Annotated in this window: 25 protein-coding genes; 4 read left to right on the forward strand and 21 right to left on the reverse strand. The window is 59.9% G+C overall.

Annotated features, from left to right (window positions below; translation table 11 throughout):
- Positions 1-9: 9 nt before the first annotated feature.
- From CFU_RS20590 to tyrS, 4 genes are read right to left on the reverse strand one after another with little or no spacing between them, the layout of a single operon-like run.
- Positions 10-681, reverse strand: a complete 672-nt coding sequence (locus tag CFU_RS20590; protein WP_014007932.1) for a histidine phosphatase family protein — start codon at positions 679-681, stop codon at positions 10-12.
- A 22-nt stretch (positions 682-703) separates the two neighbouring features.
- Positions 704-1339: a YbhB/YbcL family Raf kinase inhibitor-like protein gene (locus CFU_RS20595; protein ID WP_014007933.1), complete on the reverse strand. Its 636-nt coding sequence runs from the start codon at positions 1337-1339 to the stop codon at positions 704-706.
- A 55-nt stretch (positions 1340-1394) separates the two neighbouring features.
- Positions 1395-1853, reverse strand: coding sequence for a D-aminoacyl-tRNA deacylase (dtd, locus tag CFU_RS20600; protein WP_041742561.1), 459 nt, complete (start codon positions 1851-1853; stop codon positions 1395-1397).
- Positions 1850-3121: a tyrosine--tRNA ligase gene (gene tyrS, locus CFU_RS20605; RefSeq protein WP_014007935.1), complete on the reverse strand. Its 1272-nt coding sequence runs from the start codon at positions 3119-3121 to the stop codon at positions 1850-1852. Before tyrS ends, dtd begins: the two co-directional genes overlap by 4 nt.
- A 234-nt stretch (positions 3122-3355) precedes the next feature.
- On the opposite strand from tyrS, the gene CFU_RS20610 reads away from it, so the two are divergent.
- Positions 3356-4762, forward strand: a complete 1407-nt coding sequence (locus CFU_RS20610) for a M23 family metallopeptidase (RefSeq protein ID WP_014007936.1) — start codon at positions 3356-3358, stop codon at positions 4760-4762.
- Between the two features lie 108 nt (positions 4763-4870).
- Complete coding sequence (locus tag CFU_RS20615) at positions 4871-6043, forward strand: anhydro-N-acetylmuramic acid kinase (RefSeq protein WP_014007937.1); 1173 nt, start codon at positions 4871-4873, stop codon at positions 6041-6043.
- A gap of 132 nt (positions 6044-6175) precedes the next feature.
- Here the strand turns inward: CFU_RS20615 and erpA are convergent, their stop codons facing one another.
- From erpA to argC, 4 genes are all read right to left on the reverse strand, one after another.
- Positions 6176-6538 (reverse strand): iron-sulfur cluster insertion protein ErpA, encoded by a 363-nt coding sequence (erpA, locus tag CFU_RS20620; protein WP_014007938.1) that lies wholly within the window; start codon positions 6536-6538, stop codon positions 6176-6178.
- A gap of 75 nt (positions 6539-6613) precedes the next feature.
- Positions 6614-7009 (reverse strand): bactofilin family protein, encoded by a 396-nt coding sequence (locus CFU_RS20625; protein ID WP_014007939.1) that lies wholly within the window; start codon positions 7007-7009, stop codon positions 6614-6616.
- A gap of 13 nt (positions 7010-7022) precedes the next feature.
- Positions 7023-7757, reverse strand: a complete 735-nt coding sequence (locus CFU_RS20630; protein WP_014007940.1) for a DUF6776 family protein — start codon at positions 7755-7757, stop codon at positions 7023-7025.
- A gap of 36 nt (positions 7758-7793) precedes the next feature.
- A complete protein-coding gene (gene argC / locus CFU_RS20635) occupies positions 7794-8831 on the reverse strand; it encodes an N-acetyl-gamma-glutamyl-phosphate reductase (protein ID WP_041742564.1) in 1038 nt (345 codons plus the stop codon).
- 66 nt (positions 8832-8897) lie between these two features.
- Between argC and CFU_RS20640 the strand changes: the two genes are divergently transcribed.
- Positions 8898-9149, forward strand: a complete 252-nt coding sequence (locus CFU_RS20640) for a hypothetical protein (RefSeq protein ID WP_041742566.1) — start codon at positions 8898-8900, stop codon at positions 9147-9149.
- Position 9150: 1 nt separating this feature from the next.
- On the opposite strand, the gene rpsI is transcribed toward CFU_RS20640, so the two are convergent.
- Positions 9151-9543 carry a 30S ribosomal protein S9 gene (gene rpsI, locus CFU_RS20645; protein ID WP_014007942.1) on the reverse strand — a complete coding sequence of 131 codons (393 nt, stop codon included), beginning with the start codon at positions 9541-9543 and terminating at the stop codon, positions 9151-9153.
- A 9-nt stretch (positions 9544-9552) separates the two neighbouring features.
- Entirely contained in the window at positions 9553-9981 is a 429-nt protein-coding gene (rplM, locus tag CFU_RS20650; protein WP_014007943.1) for a 50S ribosomal protein L13, read from the reverse strand.
- A 532-nt stretch (positions 9982-10513) separates the two neighbouring features.
- Between rplM and CFU_RS20655 the strand changes: the two genes are divergently transcribed.
- Complete coding sequence (locus tag CFU_RS20655) at positions 10514-10960, forward strand: OsmC family protein (protein WP_014007944.1); 447 nt, start codon at positions 10514-10516, stop codon at positions 10958-10960.
- A gap of 130 nt (positions 10961-11090) precedes the next feature.
- Here the strand turns inward: CFU_RS20655 and coq7 are convergent, their stop codons facing one another.
- From coq7 to CFU_RS20710, 11 genes are all read right to left on the reverse strand, one after another.
- Entirely contained in the window at positions 11091-11717 is a 627-nt protein-coding gene (gene coq7 / locus CFU_RS20660; protein ID WP_041742567.1) for a 2-polyprenyl-3-methyl-6-methoxy-1,4-benzoquinone monooxygenase, read from the reverse strand.
- A 49-nt stretch (positions 11718-11766) separates the two neighbouring features.
- The gene (locus tag CFU_RS20665) at positions 11767-12576 is read right to left on the reverse strand and encodes a DUF3025 domain-containing protein (protein WP_014007946.1); all 810 of its coding nucleotides are present in this window, start codon (positions 12574-12576) and stop codon (positions 11767-11769) included.
- A 32-nt stretch (positions 12577-12608) separates the two neighbouring features.
- A complete protein-coding gene (cobA, locus tag CFU_RS20670; RefSeq protein ID WP_014007947.1) occupies positions 12609-13403 on the reverse strand; it encodes a uroporphyrinogen-III C-methyltransferase in 795 nt (264 codons plus the stop codon).
- Positions 13404-13422: 19 nt separating this feature from the next.
- Complete coding sequence (locus CFU_RS20675) at positions 13423-14235, reverse strand: ABC transporter ATP-binding protein (protein ID WP_014007948.1); 813 nt, start codon at positions 14233-14235, stop codon at positions 13423-13425.
- Between the two features lie 25 nt (positions 14236-14260).
- A complete protein-coding gene (gene ntrB / locus CFU_RS20680; protein ID WP_425304708.1) occupies positions 14261-15037 on the reverse strand; it encodes a nitrate ABC transporter permease in 777 nt (258 codons plus the stop codon).
- 175 nt (positions 15038-15212) lie between these two features.
- Positions 15213-16511, reverse strand: coding sequence for a CmpA/NrtA family ABC transporter substrate-binding protein (locus CFU_RS20685; RefSeq protein ID WP_014007950.1), 1299 nt, complete (start codon positions 16509-16511; stop codon positions 15213-15215).
- Between the two features lie 300 nt (positions 16512-16811).
- Complete coding sequence (locus CFU_RS20690) at positions 16812-17432, reverse strand: ANTAR domain-containing response regulator (RefSeq protein ID WP_014007951.1); 621 nt, start codon at positions 17430-17432, stop codon at positions 16812-16814.
- A 166-nt stretch (positions 17433-17598) separates the two neighbouring features.
- Positions 17599-18651, reverse strand: coding sequence for a dihydroorotase (gene pyrC / locus CFU_RS20695; RefSeq protein WP_425304678.1), 1053 nt, complete (start codon positions 18649-18651; stop codon positions 17599-17601).
- A gap of 190 nt (positions 18652-18841) precedes the next feature.
- Positions 18842-19567, reverse strand: a complete 726-nt coding sequence (locus tag CFU_RS20700; RefSeq protein WP_014007953.1) for an amino acid ABC transporter ATP-binding protein — start codon at positions 19565-19567, stop codon at positions 18842-18844.
- Positions 19568-19650: 83 nt separating this feature from the next.
- Positions 19651-20346: an amino acid ABC transporter permease gene (locus CFU_RS20705; RefSeq protein ID WP_014007954.1), complete on the reverse strand. Its 696-nt coding sequence runs from the start codon at positions 20344-20346 to the stop codon at positions 19651-19653.
- 2 nt (positions 20347-20348) lie between these two features.
- On the reverse strand, positions 20349-21101 hold the full coding sequence (locus tag CFU_RS20710) for an amino acid ABC transporter permease (RefSeq protein ID WP_014007955.1): 753 nt from the start codon (positions 21099-21101) through the stop codon (positions 20349-20351).
- Positions 21102-21145 lie beyond the last annotated feature (44 nt).

The raw sequence follows: 21145 nt of genomic DNA on the forward strand, positions 1-21145 counted from the left end.
AAACCGCGCTTATTGGTCGATTTCATCCAGCGACAAGGCGTCCAGGTGCGCCACGTCGGCCCAGCCGTCCACCCGCAACGGCTGCGGCCATTCCGGATTCCAGCTCAGGCGGTTGATGCTTGCATTGAAAATATCGCAACTGCGCGCCTGCTCCAGCGGCAGCTTGTGGGCAAAACGGTAAATGCAGTCGAGCACCCCGCCGTGCGTGACTACCGCAATCCGACACAAATTCGGACGCAGATCGCCCGGCGCCAGCAAAGCCGACAGGGCCGCCACCGCCCTTGCGTAGAATTCGCGCATGGTTTCCGCCACGTGCTGGCCGGCCGGGTACCGGACATCGACAGCGCGCGCCATCAGCGCCGCATAGGCTTCAGGAAAACGCTCGGCCGCTTCCGGATAACGCAAGCCTTCCAGCGCGCCGTAGCAACGCTCCCGCAACCCGCTTTCGAGGCGCAGGGCCATGCCGCGCGCTTCGGCCAGAGGTGCGGCGGTTTGTTGCGCGCGCTGCAGGTCGCTGCAAAAAACGGCGTCCAGGGCGATGCCGTCCAGGCTGCGCGCCAACGCCAGCGCCTGGCGCTGGCCGGTCGGATTGAGCGGAATGTCCAGGTGGCCTTGCAGCCGGCGCTCCAGGTTCCAGTCGGTTTCGCCGTGGCGTATCAGCAGGATTTCGGTAGTTGGCATGGGCTTTCTGCAGGGCTGGCGCTTACAAGGCGGGATTCAGGGTGTACAGGCTGACGATCGAGGTCTCGCCCAGGATGTGTCCGCGTATCGCCGCCAGCGCTTGCTGGCCGGTGAATTTGCCGTCCACCGGCAAGCGCGCGATGTCCAGCGCGTACACGGTGAAAACATAGCGGTGCACGGTCTCGTCGTTCCATGGCGGGCACGGGCCGTCGTAGCCGAAATAATCGCCGCTCATCGCGGCGTCGCCGGCAAACCAGCCGGTATAGTCGTTCAGGCCGTGGCGCGCGCCAGGAATCGGGCTGCCGTAGATTTCCGGACCCGGCTTGCCGCGCGAGGTGACGCGGTCGCTGAAGGTTCCGGCTTCAATCGACGTCGCATGCGGCGGCAGGTCGACCAGCACCCAGTGGAAAAAATCGACGCGCGGCAGTTCTGCCGGCACCGTCTTGCCTTCCTGGTTGACATCGTCGCCGCGCGACGGCACGTCGGGATCGCAGCAGACCAGCGCCAGCGATTTTGTGCCGGCGGGCGGTTCGCCCCAGCCCAGGTGCGGGTTGTGGTTGGCGGACAAGGTGACGTGGGTCTCGGGATGCACTACCGCGAAAGCAAATTCGCCGGGGAGATAGGCACCGTCGTTGAAAGAATGGCTCCAGAGGTTCACGGTAAGCTCCTGTCGTAAAGTAATCAGGCTACAGCAAAAGCGGATTACCCGGGACTTACGCTTTGGCGGCCGGCGGTTTTACCTGCAGCCAGAAGGTCACCGGGCCGTCATTGGTCAAAGACACTTTCATGTCGGCGCCAAAACGGCCGGTCGCGACCTGCCGGTGCCGGCTGGCGGCCTGGCCGGCGAAATAGTCGAACAGGCGGCGCCCCTCTTCTGGCGCCGCCGCCGGCGTGAACGAAGGCCGGGTGCCGGACTGGGTATCCGCCGCCAGCGTGAATTGCGGCACCAGCAGCAGGCCGCCGCCAATGTCGCTCAGGCTGCGGTTCATCTTGCCGGCGTCGTCGGCGAACACGCGATAGGCCAGCAGCTTGGCCAGCAGCGCGTCCGCTTCTTTTTCACGGTCGCCGCGCTCGGCGCACAGCAGCACCATCAGGCCGCCATCGATGGCGCCGATAGTCAGGCCGTCGACCGCCACGCTGGCGTGGCTGACTCGCTGCAGCAGGCCGATCATGCGGTCAAGGTCACCCGGGCGAACTTGCGCTTGCCGACCTGTATCACGAAGGTGGCGGCGTCGACTTTCAAGCCCTTGTCGCTGACCACCGCGCCGTCGATCCGCACCCCGCCCTGCTCCACCATGCGCAGCGCTTCCGAGGTCGACGGGCAAAGATTGGCTTGTTTCAGCAGCTGGCCGATGCCCAGCGGCGCGCCGCTCAGCGTCAGTTCAGGAATATCGTCCGGGATGCCGCCCTTGGCGCGGTTGTTGAAGTCGCTCAAGGCGTCTTCCGCCGCTTGCTGGTTGTGGAAGCGCGCCACGATTTCCTGCCCCAGCGCAACCTTGATGTCGCGCGGATTCTGGCCGCCTTCGACTTGCGCCTTGTAGGCGGCGATCTGCGCCAGCGACTTGAACGACAGCAGCTCGTAGTAACGCCACATCATGACGTCTGAAATGCTCATGATCTTGGCGAACATGGTGTTGCCCGGCTCGGTGATGCCGATGTAGTTGCCCTTGGACTTGGACATCTTCTCGACGCCGTCCAGCCCTTCCAGCAGCGGCATGGTCAGGATGCACTGCGGCTCCTGGCCGTAATCCTTCTGCAGCTCGCGGCCGACCAGCAGGTTGAATTTCTGGTCGGTGCCGCCCAGTTCCAGGTCCGACTCCAGCGCCACCGAATCGTAGCCCTGCATCAGCGGGTACAGCAGCTCATGCACCGAGATCGGGGTGCCGGCCTTGTAACGCTTGGTGAAATCCTCGCGCTCCAGGATCCGCGCCACCGTGTATTTCGCCGACAGCTGGATCATACCGCGCGCGCCCAGCTGGTCCGACCATTCCGAGTTGTAGCGGATTTCGGTGCGCGCCGGATCCAGCACCAGGCTGGCCTGGGCGAAATAGGTCTTGGCGTTTTCTTCGATCTGTTCGCGCGTCAGCGGCGGCCGCGTCACGTTGCGCCCCGACGGATCGCCGATCATCGAGGTAAAGTCGCCGATCAGGAAAATCACGTTATGGCCGAGATCCTGCAGTTGCCGCATCTTGTTCAGCACCACCGTATGGCCGAGGTGCAGGTCGGGCGCGGTCGGGTCCAGGCCCAATTTGATGCGCAAGGGTTTGCCGCTTTGCTCGGAGCGCTGCAGCTTGCGCGCAAAGTCGCTCTCGATCAGCAGTTCGTCGACGCCGCGCTTGGTGATCGCCAGCGCCTCCTGGGTCCGGTCCGACAGGACCAAGGGGGTGTTTTCAACGGCAGCGGCTGCCTTCGGTGATGCGTTGTGGGAATCGTGAGCCATATAGGGAATTAAAATCCAGCGAAAATGAAATCTGAAAAGCTGCGCTTGTGCCGCTACTGGACGGCAAGGGCGGACAAAAAAAAGCATACAAAGGGTTACGAGAAAATCGGACTAGTCCTACAACCGTCCAAGATACCCTAAGGTATAATCCCTGATCCTTTTAACCCGCCGCAAGTCGTTCAATCAAACAACAACACAAGAATCGGTAGCAAACGGCAAATTTTAACGTATTGCATGTCTCTCAAAGATAAAATCATCAACTTGCGGTCCAGTATCAAGCCGTTTTTCAAGCAGATACCCACCCGGGTCTATGCTTCATTTGCTGATTCGACGCCTAAAACCCGTATTGTCTCCGCTTCCGCCGTGTTGCTGACCCTGGTTGCCTTTGGTGCGGCCGGTGTTGCTCCGCTGGCAACGGATCCTGACGAAGTATCGGTGAAAGCGATTTCCGCCGAACTGGAATTGCCCAGCCTTAGTGAACAGATCGCAAAACTTGAAGCTCAGCAACAACTTTATGTTGCCGAAGACAAGATGCGCGCCGGCGACACGCTGGCGACCTTGCTGACCCGGCTTGGCGTAGACGACGACCAGGCCAGCAATTTCATCAAGTCGGACAGCCGCGCGCGCGCCGTGCTGCGCCTCAAGACCGGCACCACGGTGCAGGCGCAGACCAGCAACGACGGCGTACTGCAGATGCTGCGCGCGACGATTGCCGACGGCGACGATACGCCGACCAATCTGCTGATCCACCGCGACGGCGACAAGTTTACCGTCAGCGAAGAAACCGCCACGGTCGAACGGCGCGTCGAAATGCATACCGGCGTGATCCGCTCCTCGCTGTTCGCCGCCACCGACGCCGCCGATATCCCCGACAGCGTGGCCTCGCAAATCGTCGCCATGTTCGGCACCAACATCAATTTTGCTTCTGACCTGAAGCGTGGCGACCATTTTAATGTCGCCTATGAAACATTCTGGCAAAACGGCCAGTTCCTGCGCGCCGGACGCATCCTGGCCGGCGAATTCGTGAACGGCGGCAAGCCGTTCCAGGCAGTCTGGTTTGACGAACCCGCCAGCGGCCAGGGCGGCTACTACGGTTTCGACGGCAAATCGCTGAAAAAGGCCTTCCTGAAATCGCCGCTGACCTTTACCCGTATTTCCTCCGGCTTCTCGATGCGCGTGCACCCTATCCTGGGCAAATGGAAAAAGCATACCGGCGTCGACTTTGCCGCCGCCACGGGCACGCCCATCCATGCCACCGCCGACGGCGTGATCGATTTTGCCGGCGTTGAAAGCGGCTACGGCAATGTGGTCATCATCAAACACGATAGCAAATATTCAACGGTGTATGCGCACATGAGCCGTTTTGCGCCGACCTCGCGCAAAGGCGGCAAGGTCAGCCAGGGCGATGTCATCGGCTATGTCGGCATGACCGGCTGGGCGACCGGTCCCCACTTGCATTACGAGTTCCGGGTCGCCAACGAGCCGCGCGATCCGATGTCGGTGGTGGTGCCTACCGCCAGCCCGCTGGCCGGGGTCGAACTGGAGCGCTTCAAGACGGTTGCAGCCGATATCACCCATCGCTTTAACCTGCTGAGCGGCGAAACGGCTGCTGCGCCGGCCACCAGGCTGGCGTCAAAATAAACTTCCGGCATGCCTGGGGTTTGCTGAACTCATTTGCTGAATTCAGAATAAACTTAGAACCGTTGTCGAGTCGCTAGTAAAATCAGCTGATCTCACAACGGTTTTATTATGTCCACTCCAACTACCCAAAGCGGCTTGTTCATCGGCCTGATGTCCGGCACCAGCCTGGATGGCGTCGATGGCGTCATCGCAGCATTTCCGAGCGCCCCGGTGCAGCATCCAGTAGCCACCCTGGCCTCGGCCTACATGCCGTTTTCGGCCTCGCTGCGCGCCGAACTGATGGCGCTGCAAAGCGCCGGCCAGGATGAAATCGAACGCGAAGCGCTGGTCGCCAATACCCTGAGTTCGCATTACGCTGCTTGCGTCGAGCGCCTGCTGGCAGATGCCGGTTTGCGGCCAGACCAGATCCGCGCCATCGGCGTCCACGGCCAGACCGTCAGGCATCGGCCCGAGCTGGGTTTTACGCGCCAGGCCAACAACCCGGCGCTGCTGGCCGAGCTGACCGGGATCGACGTCATCGCCGATTTCCGCAGCCGCGACATCGCCGCCGGCGGCCAGGGCGCACCGCTGGTGCCGGCTTTCCACCAGGCCGTGTTCGCCGATCCGGCGCAAACCCGGGTGGTAGTGAATATCGGCGGCATCGCCAACATCAGCGTGCTGTATGACCATGAGACGCTGGGCCATGCAACGCCGGGCCAGAGCCGCGACGTCATCGGCTTCGATACCGGGCCGGGCAACGTCCTGATGGATCTGTGGATCAAGCGCCATCACGGCAAGGACTACGATGAGAACGGCTTGTGGGCAGCCAGCGGCCAGCCGGCGCCGGCCTTGCTCGACGCCATGCGCAAGGAAGATTATTTTGCGGTGGCGCCGCCCAAAAGCACCGGGCGCGACCTGTTCCACGAAGAATGGCTGGCGCGTCATCTCGGCAGTTTGCCGCAGCTTGCCGCCGCCGACGTGCAAGCCACGCTGGCGCTGCTGACCGCCACCACCATCGCCGACGCGATCGCGCAACATGCGCCGGCGGCGCAAACCGTGTATGTCTGCGGCGGCGGCGCTTATAACCCGCACCTGATGCAGCAGCTGGCGCAAGCGCTGCAACAACGCCAGCTGGCGGCAACCGTGCAATCTACCGAAGCGCTCGGCATTGCGCCCAACCATGTCGAGGCGGTGGCTTTCGCCTGGCTGGCGCTGCGTTTCGACCAGCGCCTGCCGGGCAACCTGCCGCTGGTGACCGGGGCACGCGGCTTACGGATCCTGGGGGCGCTGTATCCGGCCTGAGGACATCCTGCCGGAAATGTAATCGATAACGGACAATAAGTAGGCAATAAGCAGGCAATAAAAAAGGACGCCCGAGGATTTCTCCCCGGCGCCCTTTTTCAAGAACCGCGTGTTGCTTAGATAATTACTTAATCAGGCAGAGAAAGAAGAACCGCAACCGCAAGTAGTCGTCGCATTCGGATTCTTGATCACGAATTGCGCGCCTTCCAGGTCGTCCTTGTAGTCGATTTCAGCGCCGACCAGGTATTGATAGCTCATCGAATCGATCAGCAGCTGCACACCGTTCTTGCTCATGGTGGTGTCGTCTTCGTTGACGATTTCATCGAAGGTGAATCCATACTGGAAACCGGAGCAACCGCCACCCTGCACGAAAACGCGCAATTTGAGGTCTGGATTGCCTTCTTCTTCGATCAGCTGCGCAACCTTGGCGGCGGCGCTATCGGTAAACACGATCGGCGAGGCGACTACATCTTGAATTTCAGCGACAGCATTCATTTTTGGCTCCTGCGGGGTACATACAATACTGCATTATAGGCGCTTGTCCGGATTCATGCCGGCCAGCCCCAAATCTTAGGCAGATTGCGACATGGCAAGTTTCAGCACCGGCTCAGCCACATTCTGTTCATGGGTCAGTTTGCCGCTTACCAGGGCGCCGCTGTGCATTTCCAGCGCCTTGTAATTGACATCACCGGTTATGCGGGCTTTCGGCTGCAATTCAAGCAGTTCGGCGGAATAAACATTGCCGCTGATTTCACCGTTGACCACCAGGTGGGCGACCCGCACGTCGCCTTCCACCTTGGCGCTCTCGGAAATCACCAGGACGCTGGTTTCGCCAGGCTCCGCCACTACATTGCCTTTCACATTGCCGTCGATGCGCAGACCGCCCTTGAAGTGGACATCGCCCTCAATGCTGGTCGACGAACCAATCAAGCTATCGATAGTGCTCTTTGCTTTACGGTTGAACATGATGTTTCCTTTTTTACAAATTAGAGGTTTGCTGCGCCCGCATCTGGCCTTTTTCCATGACCTTGGCCTGAATCGCCTTGACCACGGCGCCTTCCGGCAAAGTCAGTTCAGCCTCGACGCGCTGGTAATACTTGAAATCCAGCTGGGAAGCGGTCTTTTCTGCAGCTGTGGCGCTGGCGCCCGGGAAAGTCAGCACCGTGCTTTTACCCGCCACTGTCGCAGTCACCAATAGTTGCACATTTCCAACAAAATTGGCACCCTTGCCGCCCTGCATGATCAACATTCGATAGCGCAATTGCGTAGGCGTCAACAATTCGGCGGTCAGGCGCTGGATAGTGATGCCCTGGCTGCCGGTTGCATTCGGCAACAGGCCCTCGAAAAACGCCAGGTCCTCTTTCAGCTTCGCATTCTGGATTTCCAGCACCTTGATCTGCTGGCCCAGCTGCTCCTGCGCCGCTTTCTCGATATTGAGCCGGCTTTCGGCGGCATTGACGGTGCTCGAGAAACGATCCCGCTCCGCCGTCAAGGCGCCCACTTTTTCATTGAGCTCGGCCAGTTGCTGTTTGCTGACCGCCGGGCTATGGCCGGTGAAATCGCGCCCGAGATCATATATCCACAATGCGATAGCGCCGCCAAAACCCAGCACCAGCACCAGGAAAAGCGCTTTCAGCGGCCACGGGTAATGGCTCTTCACCGTCATCTTCGGCGCCGAAATCGACATGCGCCGAACCCACAATTTATACTTCATCGCTGCCGGCTCGGCCGCTCAAAAAAACGCATGGCGTCATGGCATGACTGGCACGTGCAGCAAGCCGGTAGTCTCTTCCAGGCCGAACATCAGGTTCATGCATTGCACTGCCTGGCCGGCCGAGCCTTTGACCAGGTTGTCCTGCACCACCAGCACCACTACGGTGTCGCCATTGTCGGGACGATGCAAGGCGATCCGCAACATGTTCGAAGCACGGGTGGAACGGGTTTCCGGATGCGAGCCGAACGGCATCACATCGACAAACGGCTCATCCTTGTAGGCATCTTCAAACAGCGCCTGCAGGGCCGCGTTATCGATATCCTTGGTCAGGCGCGCGTAGATGGTCGAATGCATGCCGCGGATCATCGGCACCAGATGCGGCGTAAACAACAGGCCGACTTTCTTGTCGGTCAGCTTGCCGAGTTGCTCCAGCGTTTCCGGCGAATGCCGATGGCCGGAAACGCCGTAAGCCTTGAAATTGTCGCTGGCTTCCGAGAACAGCATGCCGATTTCAGTCTTGCGGCCACCGCCCGATACGCCCGATTTGCAATCGGCGATCAGGTGCGAAGCGTCGACCGCGTCGGCTTTCAGCAACGGCGCCAGGCCGAGTTGCATGGTGGTCGGATAACAACCCGGATTGCCGATGATGCGCGCGTCCTTGATGGCGGCGCGGTTCAGCTCCGGCAAGCCGTATACGGCTTCCTTCAGCAGTTCAGGGCAGCTGTGCGGCATCTTGTACCACTGCTCGAACACCGGGGTATCCTGCAGGCGGAAATCGGCGGCCAGGTCGATCACCTTGACGCCGGCTTGCAACAGCTCGGGCGTCTGCGCCATGGCGACGCCGTGCGGGGTGGCGAAGAACACCACGTCGCAGTCGGTCAGGCGGGCTTTTTCAGGCGCGGAAAACGCCAGTGAAACGCGGCCGCGCAAAGACGGGTACATGTCGGCAATCGGCATGCCGTCTTCCTTGCGCGAAGTCACCGCCTGCAACTGCGCATGCGGATGGGTCGCCAGCAAACGCAGCAACTCGACCCCTGTATAACCCGTGCCACCCACAATCCCGACCTTGATCATCTTTTTTCCTTGCATGGAGCTGTATATTTTTCACCCGGCTTTCAAATCCGATATGAAAACAATACGATGTTGGACCCGGTGTTTTGGGTAAATTGCCGCCAAGAGCTGGCTATTTTATCAGCCAATGAATCGTTAGGGCGGCTTAACATTGAAATCGGAAATGCCTCGCAGGCACAGGCGCTGCAGCGCGTTTCCCAATGTTACCTTTTGATAAAGAGCGCAACAAACAGCACAACAGACAACACAATAAACAAGCAGCAAATGACAAAAAGCCGCCAGGCGCAAACCTGGCGGCTTTTCGATATTCTGAAAGCGTAGATTAGCGCTTGGAGAATTGTTTTGCGCGGCGTGCCTTGCGCAGACCGACCTTCTTACGCTCAACTTCACGTGCATCACGTGTAACGAAGCCGGCTTTGGACAGCTCCGGTTTCAAAGTTGCATCGTAGTCGATCAGTGCACGAGTGATGCCGTGGCGAACTGCGCCAGCCTGGCCGGATTCACCGCCGCCGCTGACATTGACCTTGATGTCGAAAGTTTCGACATGGTTGGTCAGTTCCAGTGGCTGGCGAATCACCATCAGGCCGGTTTCGCGCGAAAAATATTCATTCGCTGGCTTGCCGTTGACGACGATTTGGCCGGAGCCGGACTTGATGAAGACGCGAGCCACTGCACTCTTGCGACGGCCGGTTCCGTAATTGTAGTTACCGATCATGTCTATTCCTTAGAGTTCAAGTGCTTTAGGTTGCTGCGCGGTGTGCGGATGGCTGCCATCTGCGTACACTTTGAGCTTCTTGATCATGGCGTAGCCAAGCGGACCCTTAGGCAGCATGCCCTTGACCGCTTTTTCCAGCGCACGACCTGGAAAACGCTGTTGCATTTTCTGGAAATTTGTTTCGTAGATGCCGCCTGGATAACCGGAGTGACGGAAATACGTCTTGTCGGTTGCCTTGGCGCCAGTGACGCGCAGTTTACCTGCATTGATGACGACGATGAAATCGCCGGTATCAACGTGAGGAGTAAATTCGGGTTTGTGCTTGCCGCGCAGTCGGAGTGCCACTTCGCTGGCAACACGTCCGAGGACTTTGTCCGTCGCGTCAATCACGAACCAATCACGCTGGACTTCATGGCCCTTAGCGGAAAAAGTTTTCATGTTGACTTCCTAACTAGTTTAATTCGCTCAAATGGTGGTTCCGCCGCTATCGAAAACCCGGCTTTTAGACCGGAGCATCGTCCTGCATCAGCGACAGACTCTTCCTTGTTATCTTTTCCTGAGCAAACGGAAAAGCCGTAAATTATAGCCTTTTCAAGGACTTGGCGTCAAACCGATTGAAAAAAATGGCCGTTTGCGCTATGGAATGTTGTAAATGCGGTCGTAAACAGGGGGGCCTAAACACCTGCAACCGAGGTTCCGGATAAAAGAAAACCCGAACTGCGCTGTGGCGTCGGGTTTAAATCCACTCCTGTGGAGGGGTGGAGGAGACATGGCGTTCGTTGCCGAAAATCAATCTTGCAACGATTAGATTGATCTTAGCAAACAGAATTGTGCATCGCAAGGTAGAGAATCGAGATTTTTAGTAAAAATCTACGGTTTAATTTTCTTTTATACAACAAAAGCCGGTCAAACCGGGTCCGCCAAGAGCAGTTAGAATATGACGACACAATCACCACCCTCACGAGATCATATGGAATGCACTGTTCGCTGGACCGGCTCGTCCGGCATGACGTTTTTGGCAGAAACCGGCTCCGGCCACATTTTGACGATGGATGGCGCGCCGGACGGCGGCGGCCGCGACCTGGCGCCGCGGCCGATGGAAGTGGTGCTGGCCGGCACCGGCGGCTGCACCGCTTATGACGTGGTGCTGATCCTGCGCAAAAGCCGCCAGGATATCCGCGGCTGCGACGTCACGCTGAAATCGGAACGGGCCGAGACCGAGCCTAAGGTATTCACCAAGATCCATTTCCACTTCACCGTACGCGGCCGCAACCTGAAACCCAACCTGGTGGAACGCGCGATCAAGCTGTCGCATGAAAAATACTGCTCGGCCTCGATCATGCTGGAAAAAACCGCGGTAATCACCCATTCCTTCGACATCGTCGACGACCTGGCGGAAACCGCAGTCGAAGCCTGATATTTTGTAGGGTGGGCAAGCTTTTTTGCCCACGCGTGAACTCACACCACGTACATGCCATTCCGATGCCACACTGGTATGTACTTCGGTTATCGCGATCACGCGTGGGCAAGAATGCCCCCCCTACAACTCAGACGTAATAGGCGACTGTCGTCATCACTTTCGACATCGCCTGCATCACCTTCTGCACCGGACGCGGCATTTCAGCCGCCCCCAACGAGCGCGCCGCCGCGCCATGGGCGATTTCATCGTCGCGCATCTGCTCGACGATGGCGCGCGACTTGGCGTCCTGCAGCGGCAGTTGCTCCAGGTGGCTGCTGAGGTGCGCTTCAACCTGGCGCTCGGTTTCCGATACAAAACTCAGGCTGCGCACATCGCCCAAGCGCGCCGCCAGCGTTCCCAGCGCATAGGATCCGGCATACCACAGCGGATTGAGCAAGCTGACGTGCGAACCCAGTTCGCGCAAGCGTTCTGCAGTCCAGGCCAGGTGGTCTTCCTCTTCCCTGCCCGCTGCGGCGAATTGCTGCTTGATCGGATCGCCCTGGGCGAAACGGCCCTGGGCGTCATACAGCGCCTGAGCGCAGACTTCACCGACATGGTTGACCCGCATCAGGCCGGCGCTGTGGCGCTGCTCGGCCGCATCCAGCACGCCGTCCGCCGCCAGCAGCGCCGGATTCGGGCGCGAAGCCGAAGCCTGTCCGGTGATCACCCGCAAGGCGTTGTCGAAATCGGCGATGACTCTGTCCAGGAATAGCATGTGAAGAATCGCTTTTAAAATGAAGTAAGTGGATTTTATCAGGCCGGCCTCATTTGCCGCGCTTTGGACGAAACACCGCGGCATCGGCATAGAAGGCCTGGTCCTGGCCGCTGCTCCAGCCCGGCACGCCCAGTACCGGCAACGGCGTCAGGCGTCCGATCAGCGCATCCGGCTGCGCCAGTTCGGCGGCAACGCGCTGGTCGATCCAGCCGCGCCTGGCTTCACCGGTCAACGCGAAATAGGATTCCGGCACGCCCAGCACCAGGGTGTGCGCCGTAATCGCCTTGTATGGCTGCACCAGTTTTTCCAGCAAGGCGTGGCCGAACAGCCAGACTTCGGCAGCGCCGCCAAACATGGGGCCTTGGTCGACAAACACTTGCTGCCATTGGTGCTGGCGCAAGGCTGCGCTCAGCGACTGTCCCGCGGCGCTATCCGGCACCAGCAGCAAAGCGGCATTTTCATCAAAGATGGTGGCGGCATCGCGCGCTGCGCCGCGCGGCTTGCTGCTGCCGGAGACGGTGCCGGCCTTGGCCAGTTCGGCCGCCTGCAGCGCGTTCAGGCGCGCCTTGATGGCCGGGAACGATAGCCAGATCAGGGCATTCAGGAAATCGTGCAGGTTGTCGCGGGTCGGTACTTTGCCGCTGCTGCCGACGAATGCTTCATAGGCGGTCGCCGGCGGCAATTCGGCCTGCGCCACAAAACTGACCGGCAAACCCTGATAATTGCGGATGCCGCGCTCCTCGGCAAGCGCATTCAAGGCCAGCCTCCAGTCGTCAACGGCGCTCAGGCGCTGGCCGAGAATACGGAACGGCTTGAGCCAGGGTTGTGACCAATCGATGAGGGCGGCGGGAGTAGGCATTTGCCGCGCATTTTACCTTGCGCGCAAGCGGTTCAGCCCACAGCCCGCTGCAAATTCTCCTGGCCGAGATCGGCGCAAACCCCGGCGCAAACCTCGGCGAACGCATCGGCGCAACGCACTACTTCGCCGATGACGATAATGCTGGGGCTGCCAAGGCCGCTATCATGCAAGGCCTGCGGCAGCCGGGCGAGACTGGTCAGCAGCTGCGCCTGCGCCGGCAAGGTCGCCGACTGGATCACCGCCACCGGCATGGCGCCGGCCATGCCTGCCTCCAGCAGGCTGCGCTGCAATTGCGCACAGCGGGCCACGCCCATGTATACCACCAGCGTCATATCGGCCGCCACCAGCGCTTTCCAGTTTGGCTGCGCGCCCTCGCTCTTGCCATGGCCGGTCACGAAAATCACGCCCTGGCTATGGTCACGGTGGGTAGCTGAAATGCCGATGCTGGCTGCGGCCGCCATGCCGCTGGTAATGCCCGGCACCACTTCGACCGTCACGCCGTGCCGGCGCAGATGCGCTCGCTCTTCGCCGCCGCGCCCGAACAGATAAGGATCGCCGCCTTTCAGGCGCACCACGCAATGCCCCGCCTGCGCTTCCAGCACCATCAGGCGCTCGATGAATTCCTGCGAGGCCGACTGGCAACCGCCGCGCTTGCCGACATGGATCACTCTGGCGCGGTCTTGCGCATGCATCAGCACCTCGGGATTGACCAGGTCGTCCACCAGCAGCACATCGGCTTGTCCGATGGCCTTGACTGCCTTCAGCGTCAGCAGATCGGGATCGCCAGGGCCGGCGCCGACCAGCATCACTTTGCCTTGCGCTTTCATGATGTGCTCCTGGCCGCCGTCACGCCGCTTGCGCTACCGGATGCGCCTGTTTGCGGTACAGGAATTCCAGCACCGACGTGCGGTACTCGGCATACAAAGGGTCCTGCGCCAGCGCCACCCGTTCGCGCGGCCGCGCCAGCCGCACCTGCACGATGTCGCCGATGGTCGCGGCCGGACCGTTGGTCATCATCACGATGCGGTCGGACAGCAGCACGGCTTCGTCGACATCGTGGGTCACCATCACCACCGTCGATCCGGTCTTGGCGACGATCTTCAGCAACTCATCCTGCAGGTGGGCGCGGGTCAAGGCGTCCAGCGCGCCGAACGGTTCATCCATCAGCAACACCTTGGGCTCCATCGCCAAAGCGCGGGCGATGCCGACCCGCTGTTTCATGCCGCCGGAAATTTCATGCGGACGTTTCTGCCCGGCCGCCGTCAGCCCGACCATCGCCAATGCGGCCTTGGCGCGCTCCTTCAAGGCGCTTTTGTTCTCGGTCGCGGCAAACACGCGCTCGACGCCGAGATAGATATTCTCGTGGCAGGTCAACCAGGGCAGCAGCGAATGGTTCTGGAACACCACCGCTCGTTCCGGCGACGGCCCGCCGATTTCACGGCCGGCGCAAATCAGTACGCCCTCGCTCGGCAGCAGCAAACCGGCGATCAGGTTCAGCAGGGTCGATTTGCCGCAGCCCGAATGGCCGATCAGGGTCACGAACTCGCCCTTGCGCACGGTCAGGTTGATATCGCGCAGGGCGTGAAACTGACCTTTGCTGGTGCTGAACACCATTTCAGCCTGGTGGATATCGATGAATTTGGCGTCGCGTTGTTCCATGTTGTCCTCGGCCTCGGTTAGTCAGTTAGTTCGCTACCTGTTCATAGGTAAACGCCTTGGCCAGCGCCACCAGCAATTGCTCCAGCAGCAGGCCGACCACGCCGATCACCACGATCGCGATTATGATGTGCGGCACGTTCAGATTGTTCCATTCATCCCAGACCCAGAAACCGATGCCGACGCCGCCGGTCAGCATTTCGGCGGCGACGATCACCAGCCAGGCGGTGCCGATCGCCAGCCGCACGCCGGTCAGCATGTACGGCAATACTGAAGGGAACAGGATCTTGGTGATGATTTTCCATTCCGACAGGTTGAGCACGCGCGCCACGTTCATGTAATCCTGCGGCACCCGCTGCACGCCGACGGCAGTGTTGATGATCATCGGCCAGATCGAGCAGATGAAGATCGACCAGATTGCCGCCGGGTTGGCCGACTTGAACACCAGCAGGCCGATCGGCAGCCAGGCCAGCGGCGATACCGGCTTCAGCAAGCTGATGATGGGACCGAACATGCTGGACAGGAATCTGAAGCGGCCGATCATGAAGCCCAGCGGAATCCCGACCAGCGCCGCCAGGCCGAAGCCGACGCCGACCCGTTGCAGCGAAGCCAGGATATTCCAGCCTATGCCCTGGTCGTTGGGGCTGGTGCGGTAGAACGGATCGGCAAACAGCTTGAGTGCTTCCTGCAAGGTCAGCAGCGGCGTCGGGAACTGGCTGTTGTTCATCGCGATGATCTGCCAGACCAGCACCAGGAACGCCAGGCCGAGCAGCGGCGCGATGATCTGCATCAGCCAGGACGGCATGCTGCTGCGGCGGTTGCCGGTTTTCGGCAATGGCAGGGGCGCAATGGTGACAGCGGGAGCTTCCGCCGGGTTGTTATCCATGGTCGCCGCCTGGCGATTTGCATTTGCCGCTGTGTCCATGATTGCGCTCATGATGGCTCCCCAATAAACCGCGGTTCTGAAGCATCTGGATTATCTATGCGTGGATCTTGAAGGATGCGGCATAAGCGGCTGGATTCTTGCCGTCCCATACCGTGCCATCCATCAGTTTCGAGGTCCGCAGCGCGTCTTTCGGTACCGGCGTGTTAGTCATCGCTGCGGCATCCTTGTAGAGGGCGATCTGGCTGACCGACTTGGCTACCGCCAGGTAGTCTGGATCGGTTTTCAGCAAACCCCAGCGCCGATGCTGCGTCATGAACCACATGCCGTCCGACAGGTAAGGGAAATTGACCAGGCCGTCGTTGTAGAACTTCATGTAGTTCGGATCGTCCCAGGTCTTGCCGAGGCCGTTCTGGTAGCGCCCCATGATGCGCTGGTCGATCACGTCCTTGCTGGTATTGACATACGATTTGTCAGCGATCGCCTCGGCCATCTTGTTCTTGTTGGCGAGCGACGCATCTATCCATTTGCCCGCTTCCAGCACGGCGGCGATCAGGGCACGGCAAGTGTTCGGATTCTTGGCGGCGAACTCGGCGGTGGTGCCCAGCACTTTTTCCGGATGGTCTTTCCAGATTTCCTGGGTGGTGATGGCGGTAATGCCGACGCCGTCGACAATCGCCCGGTGGCCCCAAGGCTCGCCGACGCAGAAACCATCCATGTTGCCGACCCGCATGTTGGCTACCATCTGCGGCGGCGGCACCGTGATCACCTTGGCGTCCTTGAGCGGATTGACGCCGTTGGCGGCCAGCCAGTAGTACAGCCACATGGCGTGGGTGCCGGTCGGGAAAGTCTGGGCGAAGGTGTATTCGCGCTTGTCGCTGGCCATCAGCTTGGCCAGCGAGGGGCCGTCGACAGCGCCCTTGTCGGCCAGCTTCTTCGACAGCGTGATGGCCTGGCCGTTATTGTTGAGCCCCATCAGGATCGCCATGTCTTTCTTCTGGCCGCCTATACCCATCTGCACGCCGTAGATCAGGCCCGACAGCACATGCGCGGCATCCAGCTCGCCGTTGGCCAGCTTGTCGCGCACGCCGGCCCATGAAGCTTCCTTGCTGAGCACGATCTTGATGCCGTATTTCTTGTCGAAACCGAGCAGCGACGCCATCACCACCGATGCGCAATCGGTCAGCGGAATGAAGCCGATCTTGATCTCGGTCTTTTCCGGCTTGTCCGAGCCCGCGGCCCAGGCTCCGGTTGCCGTGCTAGATAATCCCAACATGCTGGCTCCTGCCGCGAGGGTCGCGGTTTGTAATAGTTGACGGCGCTTGCCGTCGACAAGCGTGTTCGGCGCATGCTCGGTGCCCAGGGGGTCTAGCTGCAGTGCATTGCTTGGTTCCATTGCATGGCTCCAGATTGTTTTCGGCAACAAAAAAGGCGTCGTCCCGCAATGAACGAGTCATGCGGAAAGACACCTTTGTCTTATGTGGAGAAGGCCGCCGTTAGCCGATTCCAGCAGCGCCAGCGTTGGCGCTTGAAACTGGCTATGCAAACCACGTGCCAGGAATTTTTAGCAGGGGAAATGCCTAACAGTACCTAAGCAGGTACATAAGCACGCCGGTTTTTCGCTCAAAAAGCGCACCGGCCTTGTGCAATGCACCAAACAAGTTCGCCGCGAGCGGGCATGCAGTTGACGGCTTGATCAGCCCAGCAGGTCGGCGGCATCGATAATGCGTTGCGCCACTTCGGACAGTTTGAGGTTCTTGTCCATCGCCAGCCGCCGCAGCTTTTGATAAGCCTCCTGCTCGCTCAGCTTTTGATGATCCATCAGCAAACCCTTGGCGCGGTCCAGCAGCTTGCGTTCGGCCAGCTTCAGCTTGGTGTCGGACAGCTCGGCCAGCAGCTTCTGTTCTTGCCGGAAGCGCGCCAGCGCCACCTCCAGCACCGGCTTGATGCGCGCCGTCTGCAATCCGGCAACGATGTAAGCGGAGACGCCGGCGGCCATTGCCGCATCCATGCTGGAAGTTTTTGCATCCTCGGTAAACAGGACGATGGGGCGGCGTGCATCGCGTGTGGCGATCACCACATGCTCCAGCACATCGCGGGCGTCGGATTCAGCGTCGATGATGACCATGTCTGGTTGCAACTGGGCAATTCTTTCAGGCAGGTACAGGTCGGCCGGCAGCGAAGCGATGATGTTGTAGCCGGCCTCCAGCAAGCCGATGCGCAAAGCCTTGCCGCGTGCGGCCTGCGCTTCGAACGCGGGATCGTCGTCGCCTTCGATGGCGACTGGATTGACAACAACGATACGTAGACTTTGCATGCTTGAAACCCATGTCCGGAGACGAACCAGTAAGCTACGGTTAGACAGTATGGAAGGACAACTTTATCCACTCCTGCCGTTCAAGCATGCAAAAATCGCACCATGTCGATGCAAAAGGTGAAAAACGAGGCTTTAAGCGAAGCTTAAAACGAAGTTTTGAATAACTTTACGCGAATTGCCAGTCTATCGTTTCGCCGCCGTTCAGCGGCACCAGGGTGGTCTCGCCCAGCGGCAGTTCCGCCGGCAAAGTCCACGGCTGGCGCTTCAGCGTGACCGTGCCCTGGTTGCGCGGCAGATTGTAGAATGCCGGGCCGTTAAAGCTGGCGAAGGCTTCCAGCTTGTCCAGCGCGCCGGCCTGGTCGAACGCTTGCGCATACAGTTCCATCGCGTGCAGCGCGGTATAACAGCCGGCGCAGCCGCAGGCGTGCTCTTTCAAACCCTTCGGATGCGGAGCCGAATCGGTGCCGAGGAAAAACCGGGTGCTGCCGGAAGTCACCGCCTGCACCAGTGCTTGCCGATGCTCTTCCCGCTTCAGTACCGGCAGGCAATAATAATGCGGCCGGATGCCGCCCTTGAAGATTTCGTTGCGGTTATACAGCAGGTGATGCGCCGTGACGGTCGCCGCCACCGGTCCGCCAGCGCTTTCCACGTACTGGGCGGCATCCTTGGTGGTGATGTGTTCGAACACCACTTTCAGTTCCGGCATGTCGCGCCGCAGCGGCTGCATCACGCGGTCGATGAACACCGCTTCACGGTCGAAAATATCGATCGCCGGATCGGTGACTTCGCCGTGCACCAGGAACGGCATGCCTAGTTCCTGCATCACTTCCAGCGTCTTGTAGCATTTGCTGAGGTCGGTCACGCCGGCGTCGGAATTGGTGGTGGCACCGGCCGGGTACAGCTTCACCGCATGCACGAAGCCGCTGTCCTTGGCGCGCCGGATTTCGTCGGGCGGCGTGTTGTTGGTCAGGTACAGCGTCATCAGGGGCTCAAACGCCAGGTCGGGCGGCAGCACGGCCAGGATGCGGTCGCGGTAGGCCGCGGCCTGCGCGGTGGTGGTCACCGGCGGCTTCAGGTTCGGCATCACGATGGCGCGGCCGAACTGGCGTGCGCTATGCGGCAGGACGGCCGCCAGCGCCACGCCGTCGCGCAGGTGCAAGTGCCAGTCGTCGGGGCGGGTGATGGTCAGTGTATCGGTCAAGGCGTCAGTCATGTTCATTCTCTTCTGCAAAAAAACGCTCCGGCATGGCTTGCGGATTAGGGCGTCATTTTACCGCAGCCGGAGCCGGCGCTTCGCGAAATGCCGACAGTTTGCGGCTGGCCGGCGCTGCCACAGCCGGCTACCCGCAATAAAAAAGCCGCCCGGATATGCTCCGCGGCGGCTTCTCGTCTTGCGCGAAACTCAGCAATCAGTGGATGATTTTCGCCAGGAAATCGCGAGCGCGGTCGGAGCGCGGCGCACCGAAGAACTCGTCCTTGGTGCAGTCTTCCACCACCAAGCCCTTGTCCATGAACACCACGCGGTTGGCGACCTTCTTGGCGAAGCCCATTTCATGCGTCACCACCATCATGGTCATGCCTTCTTGCGCCAGGCCGACCATCACGTCCAGCACTTCATTGATCATTTCCGGATCGAGCGCCGAAGTCGGTTCGTCGAACAGCATCGCGATCGGGTCCATCGACAAGGCGCGGGCAATCGCCACGCGTTGCTGCTGGCCGCCGGAGAGCTGGCCCGGGAACTTGTCTTTCTGCGCGATCAGGCCGACCCGGTCCAGGTATTTCAAGCCTTTTTCATTGGCTTCGTCCTGGCTGCGGCCCAGCACCTTGACCTGGCCGATGGTCAGGTTTTCGCGGATCGACATGTGCGGGAACAGTTCGAAGTTCTGGAACACCATGCCGATGCGCGCGCGCAGTTTCGACAGGTTGGTCTTGGGATCGCCGACCGAGATGCCGTCGACCGTGATATCGCCCTTCTGGAACGGCTCCAGGCCGTTGACGGTCTTGATCAGGGTCGATTTGCCGGAACCGGACGGTCCGCACACCACTACCACGTCGCCCTTGGCCACTTGCGTGGTGCAATCGGTCAGGACTTGAAATTGGCCGTACCACTTGCTGACGTTGTTAAGCTTAATCATGAGTATTTCTCCTAATTCCTGAATTCTGTTTTGCAGTCCGGGCCCCGCCCTTCCCCGGACAGGGCCTGAATTTTATCGAACGATTATCGAATGATCGCAACCCTTTGCTGCAGTTTCTTGACCAGCGTCGACAAGCCGAAGCTCATCACGAAGTACACCACGGCGACAAACATGTACATTTCCACCAGGCGGCCGTCACGCTGCGCGATCTTGGATGCAACGGTAACGAAGTCCGGCACCGAGCCCAGCACATACACCAGCGAAACGTCCTGGAACAGCACGATGGTCTGGGTCAGCAAGATCGGGATCATGTTGCGGAACGCTTGCGGCAGCACCACGTTGCCCATCATTTGCCAGTAGTTCATGCCGAGCGCGTAGCCGGCGGAAACCTGGCCGCGCGGAATCGACTGGATCCCGGAACGCATGATTTCGCAATAATAAGCTGCTTCAAACAAAATGAACGTGATCAATGCCGACGAGAATGCGCCAACCTGCACCGGCTGTGCCGCGCCGATAATCCAGGCGCCGATATACGGCACCAGGAAGTAGAACCAGAAAATCACCAGCACCAGCGGCACCGAGCGGATCAGGTTGACGTAGCTGGTGGCGATCAGGGAAATCACCTTGTTGTGCGACAAACGCATCATCGCCAGCACGGTGCCGAACAGGATGCCGCCTATCATCGCCACCAAAGTCAGCGTCAGCGTGAACTTCATGCCGGTGGTGAACAGGTACATCCAGGAGCGCTGGATGACGTCAAAATCGAAATTCGAAAACATGATTAATGGCCTCCCGTGTTGGCGCTGCCGGCAGCAATGAAGCCAGGAATCGCGATCGCTTTTTCAAGCCAGCGCGCCAGCAGCAAGGCAATCCCCGAGATGATCACGTAGATCACGGTGGCGCCGGTGAGGGCTTCGAAAGTCTGGAAGGTGAATTCACGCATCGAGTAGGTAGCGGCGGTCAGCTCCACCAGGCCGATCGTCAGTGCGACCGAGCTGTTCTTGATGATTGCTGCAAATTCGTTGGTCAGGGACGGGATGATGATCCGGAACGACATCGGCAGCAATACGTAGCGATATGTTTGCGGCAACGTCAGACCGAGTGCAGTACCCGCCAGCTTTTGGCCACGGGGCAGTGCATTGATGCCAGCGGATACCTGTACGGCGATCCGCGACGACGTAAAAAAACCCAGCGCCAGGAAGGCGGTGATGAATGATGCGTTCGGCAGGCTCTTGAGCCAGTTGCCTATGCCCGCAGGGACGATTTCCGGCATCACGAAATACCAGAGGAACATCTGCACGATCAGCGGGATGTTACGGAATAATTCAACGTAGCCGTTGGCTACGCGCACTGCCCATTTGTTAGGCATGGTACGGATCGTACCGATCACGGTGCCGATGACCAGCGCCATGATCCAGGCCGACGCGGACAACGCAAGCGTCCACTTCAGGCCGGCCAGCAAGGTGTCCATGTAGGTGCTGACACCATCGGGAGACTCTTGCCAGAAGATGCCCCAGTTCCAGTTGTAATGCATATTAAGTCCCCTCTATTACTCAAATCTCCATCGTTGCGCTGTCA

It is taken from the genome of Collimonas fungivorans Ter331, assembly GCF_000221045.1.
In the GTDB taxonomy this organism is placed as follows: Bacteria; Pseudomonadota; Gammaproteobacteria; order Burkholderiales; family Burkholderiaceae_D; genus Collimonas; species Collimonas fungivorans_A.